This window comes from Acinetobacter sp. H1(2024) (genome assembly GCF_046557555.1).
GTDB lineage: Bacteria > Pseudomonadota > Gammaproteobacteria > Pseudomonadales > Moraxellaceae > Acinetobacter > Acinetobacter seifertii.
In genome coordinates, this window is the sequence record NZ_JBKGFO010000011.1 from 48,758 (window position 1) to 55,169 (window position 6,412).

A 6,412-nucleotide genomic window follows, 5' to 3' on the forward strand; every position below is an offset into this window, starting at 1 on the left:
GTTTCACGTGGAACATGGATTAGTTAGAAAATAGAATTAAAATTCTTAATAAATACTCACTAGAATTCTTTGCTGTAGACGATTAGATTTAATGATTATCTTTTTATAAATTTTATTGTAGGAAAATATGAAAAAGCTATTGATGTTGTTTTGTCTAGGTCTAAGTAGTCACTCAGTATGGGCTAATAGCTTAGTTGAGATGCAAACAAATTTAGGCAACATCGAAATAGAGTTATATGATGACAAAGCACCGATTAGTGTGAATAACTTTAAAAGCTATATAAAGTCTGGTTTTTATAAAGAGACAATCTTTCATCGTGTGATTCCAGGTTTCATGGCACAAGGTGGTGGCATGACTGCAAATATGCAGGAAAAGACAACACGAGCGCCTATTAAGAATGAAGCAGGAAATGGTATTGCAAATACGCGTGGTACTTTAGCCATGGCTCGTACATCAGATCCAGATTCAGCTACTAGCCAGTTTTTTATAAATGTTGCAGATAATAAATTTCTTAACCGTTCACCGGGAAATCCTGGGTATGCCGTTTTTGGTAAAGTGGTAAAAGGAATGGATGTAGTTGATCGTATTGTTCAGGTTCCTACATCAAACTATGGCATGCATCAAAACGTGCCAAAACAGCCTATAAAAATTGTAGATATAAAGATCAAAACACCGAAAAAATAAATTAATGATATAAATCAAATGTTTAATAGTTTTATAAACTTTATTTGAGTGAAAAAGAACCGGTCGAACACTGATATTTATAAAAGTGCTTGCGTACCGGTTTTTTTTCCCTATAATGCACTCATCCCGACGCGATACACGAGAATATCTTAGCTTGCAGGGTTGAGATAAAAGCTTAGTATTGTGTCGAATCTGTCTCTGACGAAGAGCAGAAAAATCATTAAGAGAATTGAAGAACAACTTGTGTGGATTTTTACTGGTTGATTAATCGAAATAATTTTCATTGATTGATTGGTTTAAATTACTCGAAGTTTATTTGAGCGAAATTTAAGTCAGTAATTGATGAGCCAGAATTGGTACCTTGTCTTTAAATAAGGTACAAAATGATTTTAACTGAAGAGTTTGATCATGGCTCAGATTGAACGCTGGCGGCAGGCTTAACACATGCAAGTCGAGCGGAGAGAGGTAGCTTGCTACTGATCTTAGCGGCGGACGGGTGAGTAATGCTTAGGAATCTGCCTATTAGTGGGGGACAACATCTCGAAAGGGATGCTAATACCGCATACGTCCTACGGGAGAAAGCAGGGGATCTTCGGACCTTGCGCTAATAGATGAGCCTAAGTCGGATTAGCTAGTTGGTGGGGTAAAGGCCTACCAAGGCGACGATCTGTAGCGGGTCTGAGAGGATGATCCGCCACACTGGGACTGAGACACGGCCCAGACTCCTACGGGAGGCAGCAGTGGGGAATATTGGACAATGGGGGGAACCCTGATCCAGCCATGCCGCGTGTGTGAAGAAGGCCTTATGGTTGTAAAGCACTTTAAGCGAGGAGGAGGCTACTTTAGTTAATACCTAGAGATAGTGGACGTTACTCGCAGAATAAGCACCGGCTAACTCTGTGCCAGCAGCCGCGGTAATACAGAGGGTGCAAGCGTTAATCGGATTTACTGGGCGTAAAGCGCGCGTAGGCGGCTAATTAAGTCAAATGTGAAATCCCCGAGCTTAACTTGGGAATTGCATTCGATACTGGTTAGCTAGAGTGTGGGAGAGGATGGTAGAATTCCAGGTGTAGCGGTGAAATGCGTAGAGATCTGGAGGAATACCGATGGCGAAGGCAGCCATCTGGCCTAACACTGACGCTGAGGTGCGAAAGCATGGGGAGCAAACAGGATTAGATACCCTGGTAGTCCATGCCGTAAACGATGTCTACTAGCCGTTGGGGCCTTTGAGGCTTTAGTGGCGCAGCTAACGCGATAAGTAGACCGCCTGGGGAGTACGGTCGCAAGACTAAAACTCAAATGAATTGACGGGGGCCCGCACAAGCGGTGGAGCATGTGGTTTAATTCGATGCAACGCGAAGAACCTTACCTGGCCTTGACATAGTAAGAACTTTCCAGAGATGGATTGGTGCCTTCGGGAACTTACATACAGGTGCTGCATGGCTGTCGTCAGCTCGTGTCGTGAGATGTTGGGTTAAGTCCCGCAACGAGCGCAACCCTTTTCCTTATTTGCCAGCGAGTAATGTCGGGAACTTTAAGGATACTGCCAGTGACAAACTGGAGGAAGGCGGGGACGACGTCAAGTCATCATGGCCCTTACGGCCAGGGCTACACACGTGCTACAATGGTCGGTACAAAGGGTTGCTACACAGCGATGTGATGCTAATCTCAAAAAGCCGATCGTAGTCCGGATTGGAGTCTGCAACTCGACTCCATGAAGTCGGAATCGCTAGTAATCGCGGATCAGAATGCCGCGGTGAATACGTTCCCGGGCCTTGTACACACCGCCCGTCACACCATGGGAGTTTGTTGCACCAGAAGTAGCTAGCCTAACTGCAAAGAGGGCGGTTACCACGGTGTGGCCGATGACTGGGGTGAAGTCGTAACAAGGTAGCCGTAGGGGAACCTGCGGCTGGATCACCTCCTTAACGAAAGATTGACGATTGGTAAGAATCCACAACAAGTTGTTCTTCATAGATGTATCTGAGGGTCTGTAGCTCAGTTGGTTAGAGCACACGCTTGATAAGCGTGGGGTCACAAGTTCAAGTCTTGTCAGACCCACCATGACTTTGACTGGTTGAAGTTATAGATAAAAGATACATAACTGATGATGTAAGCTGGGGACTTAGCTTAGTTGGTAGAGCGCCTGCTTTGCACGCAGGAGGTCAGGAGTTCGACTCTCCTAGTCTCCACCAGAACTTAAGAGAAGTTCGGATTACAGAAATTAGTAAATAGAGATTTCGGTCTTGGTTTATTAACTTCTGTGATTTAAGTATCACGGTATTAAGCATGACCTGACGAAGGCGTGTTTATTCATTAACAGATTGGCAAAATTGAGTCTGAAATAAATTGTTCACTCAAGAGTTTAGATTAAGTAATTAATCTAGATGAATTGAGAACTAGCAAATTAACTGAATCAAGCGTTTTGGTATATGAATTTAGATTGAAGCTGTACAGTGTTTAAGTACACAGTACTCTAAACTGAAATGTTGAAGTTACTAACTTGTAGGTAACATCGACTGTTTGGGGTTGTATAGTCAAGTAATTAAGTGCATGTGGTGGATGCCTTGGCAGTCAGAGGCGATGAAAGACGTGATAGCCTGCGAAAAGCTCCGGGGAGGCGGCAAATATCCTGTGATCCGGAGATTTCTGAATGGGGGAACCCACCTACTTTAAGGTAGGTATTGCAACATGAATACATAGTGTTGCAAAGCGAACGAGGGGAAGTGAAACATCTCAGTACCCTTAGGAAAAGAAATCAATTGAGATTCCCTCAGTAGCGGCGAGCGAACGGGGATCAGCCCATTAAGTTATGTGTGTTTTAGTGGAACGCTCTGGGAAGTGCGAACGTAGAGGGTGATATTCCCGTACACGAAAGGGCACACATAATGATGACGAGTAGGGCGAGGCACGTGAAACCTTGTCTGAATATGGGGGGACCATCCTCCAAGGCTAAATACTCCTGACTGACCGATAGTGAACCAGTACCGTGAGGGAAAGGCGAAAAGAACCCCTGTGAGGGGAGTGAAATAGATCCTGAAACCGCATGCATACAAGCAGTGGGAGCCGACTTGTTCGGTGACTGCGTACCTTTTGTATAATGGGTCAGCGACTTATATTCAGTAGCGAGGTTAACCGTATAGGGGAGCCGTAGAGAAATCGAGTCTTAATAGGGCGTTTAGTTGCTGGGTATAGACCCGAAACCAGGCGATCTATCCATGAGCAGGTTGAAGGTTGGGTAACACTAACTGGAGGACCGAACCCACTGTCGTTGAAAAGCCAGGGGATGACTTGTGGATAGGGGTGAAAGGCTAATCAAGCCTGGTGATAGCTGGTTCTCCCCGAAAGCTATTTAGGTAGCGCCTCGGACGAATACCATAGGGGGTAGAGCACTGTTTCGGCTAGGGGGTCATCCCGACTTACCAAACCGATGCAAACTCCGAATACCTATGAGTACTATCCGGGAGACAGACTGCGGGTGCTAACGTCCGTAGTCAAGAGGAAAACAATCCAGACCGCCAGCTAAGGCCCCAAAATCATAGTTAAGTGGGAAACGATGTGGGAAGGCATAGACAGCTAGGAGGTTGGCTTAGAAGCAGCCACCCTTTAAAGAAAGCGTAATAGCTCACTAGTCGAGTCGGCCTGCGCGGAAGATGTAACGGGGCTAAAACTATGTGCCGAAGCTGCGGATTTGACATTAGTCAAGTGGTAGGGGAGCGTTCTGTAAGCCGATGAAGGTGTATTGAGAAGTATGCTGGAGGTATCAGAAGTGCGAATGCTGACGTGAGTAACGACAAAACGGGTGAAAAACCCGTTCGCCGAAAGACCAAGGGTTCCAGTCCAACGTTAATCGGGGCTGGGTGAGTCGACCCCTAAGGCGAGGCCGAAAGGCGTAGTCGATGGGAAATTGGTTAATATTCCAATACTTCTGTGTAATGCGATGAGAGGACGGAGAAGGTTAAGTCAGCCTGGCGTTGGTTGTCCAGGTGGAAGGATGTAGGTATGTATCTTAGGCAAATCCGGGGTACTCTATACTGAGATCCGATAGCAAGCTGTACTTGTACAGTGAAGTGGCTGATACCATGCTTCCAGGAAAAGTCTCTAAGCTTCAGTTACACAGGAATCGTACCCGAAACCGACACAGGTGGTCAGGTCGAGTAGACCAAGGCGCTTGAGAGAACTCTGCTGAAGGAACTAGGCAAAATGGTACCGTAACTTCGGGAGAAGGTACGCTGTTGTTGGTGATGGAACTTGCTTCCTGAGCTGATGACAGCCGCAGAAACCAGGCCGCTGCAACTGTTTATTAAAAACATAGCACTCTGCAAACACGAAAGTGGACGTATAGGGTGTGATGCCTGCCCGGTGCTGGAAGGTTAATTGATGGGGTTAGCGTAAGCGAAGCTCTTGATCGAAGCCCCAGTAAACGGCGGCCGTAACTATAACGGTCCTAAGGTAGCGAAATTCCTTGTCGGGTAAGTTCCGACCTGCACGAATGGCATAATGATGGCGGCGCTGTCTCCAGCAGAGGCTCAGTGAAATCGAAATCGCTGTGAAGATGCAGTGTACCCGCGGCTAGACGGAAAGACCCCGTGAACCTTTACTGCAGCTTGACACTGAACTTTGACCTTACTTGTGTAGGATAGGTGGGAGGCTTTGAAGTTGGAACGCTAGTTCCAATGGAGCCGTCCTTGAAATACCACCCTGGTAATGTTGAGGTTCTAACTCTGTCCCGTTATCCGGGACGAGGACCGTGTCTGGTGGGTAGTTTGACTGGGGCGGTCTCCTCCTAAAGAGTAACGGAGGAGTACGAAGGTGCGCTCAGCGTGGTCGGAAATCACGCGTAGAGTATAAAGGCAAAAGCGCGCTTAACTGCGAGACCCACAAGTCGAGCAGGTACGAAAGTAGGTCTTAGTGATCCGGTGGTTCTGTATGGAAGGGCCATCGCTCAACGGATAAAAGGTACTCTGGGGATAACAGGCTGATACCGCCCAAGAGTTCATATCGACGGCGGTGTTTGGCACCTCGATGTCGGCTCATCTCATCCTGGGGCTGAAGCAGGTCCCAAGGGTATGGCTGTTCGCCATTTAAAGAGGTACGCGAGCTGGGTTTAGAACGTCGTGAGACAGTTCGGTCCCTATCTACCGTGGGCGCTGGAAATTTGAGAGGATCTGCTCCTAGTACGAGAGGACCAGAGTGGACGAACCTCTGGTGTACCGGTTGTGACGCCAGTCGCATCGCCGGGTAGCTATGTTCGGAAGGGATAACCGCTGAAAGCATCTAAGCGGGAAGCCTACCTCAAGATAAGATTTCCCTAGGAATTTATTCCTCTAAAGAGCCGTTCGAGACTAGGACGTTGATAGGTTGGATGTGGAAGCATAGTGATATGTGAAGCTGACCAATACTAATTGCTCGTGAGGCTTGACTATACAACACCCAAGCAGTTGTATATAAAGCATCAATCGATTCATAAATCTACAAACAAACTTGATTTAGTTACTTCACTAGATAAAATGAACAAGTCAGATTCAATCAGCCCAATCTGTAAAGATTTGGAAAACGCTTCGGCAATCAATAAGACCAAAGCAAGTATCCATAAACAGTTGTGCTGGCGACCATAGCAAGAGTGAACCACCTGATCCCTTCCCGAACTCAGAAGTGAAACCTCTTAGCGCTGATGGTAGTGTGGGGTTACCCATGTGAGAGTAAGTCATCGCCAGCTCATTATTC

1 protein-coding gene, 2 tRNA genes and 3 rRNA genes are annotated in these 6,412 nt (G+C 46.6%); all 6 read left to right on the plus strand.

All coding sequences use genetic code 11. The features are described from left to right. Positions 1–127: 127 nt before the first annotated feature. The 6 genes from ACLCEG_RS18930 to rrf all read left to right on the plus strand — a co-directional run bounded on the left by ACLCEG_RS18930 (position 128) and on the right by rrf (position 6,404). Positions 128–685: a peptidylprolyl isomerase gene (locus ACLCEG_RS18930; protein WP_191103202.1), complete on the plus strand. Its 558-nt coding sequence runs from the start codon at positions 128–130 to the stop codon at positions 683–685. A gap of 390 nt (positions 686–1,075) precedes the next feature. Then, positions 1,076–2,613, plus strand: a 16S ribosomal RNA gene (locus ACLCEG_RS18935). A gap of 59 nt (positions 2,614–2,672) precedes the next feature. After that, a tRNA-Ile gene (locus ACLCEG_RS18940) sits at positions 2,673–2,749 on the plus strand. Positions 2,750–2,804: 55 nt separating this feature from the next. Further along, a tRNA-Ala gene (locus ACLCEG_RS18945) sits at positions 2,805–2,880 on the plus strand. A 340-nt stretch (positions 2,881–3,220) separates the two neighbouring features. Continuing rightward, positions 3,221–6,111, plus strand: a 23S ribosomal RNA gene (locus ACLCEG_RS18950). A 178-nt stretch (positions 6,112–6,289) separates the two neighbouring features. Then, positions 6,290–6,404 (plus strand): 5S ribosomal RNA (gene rrf / locus ACLCEG_RS18955). Together the 16S, 23S and 5S rRNA genes with 2 tRNA genes alongside form the textbook arrangement of a ribosomal RNA operon. The last annotated feature ends 8 nt before the right edge of the window (positions 6,405–6,412 follow it).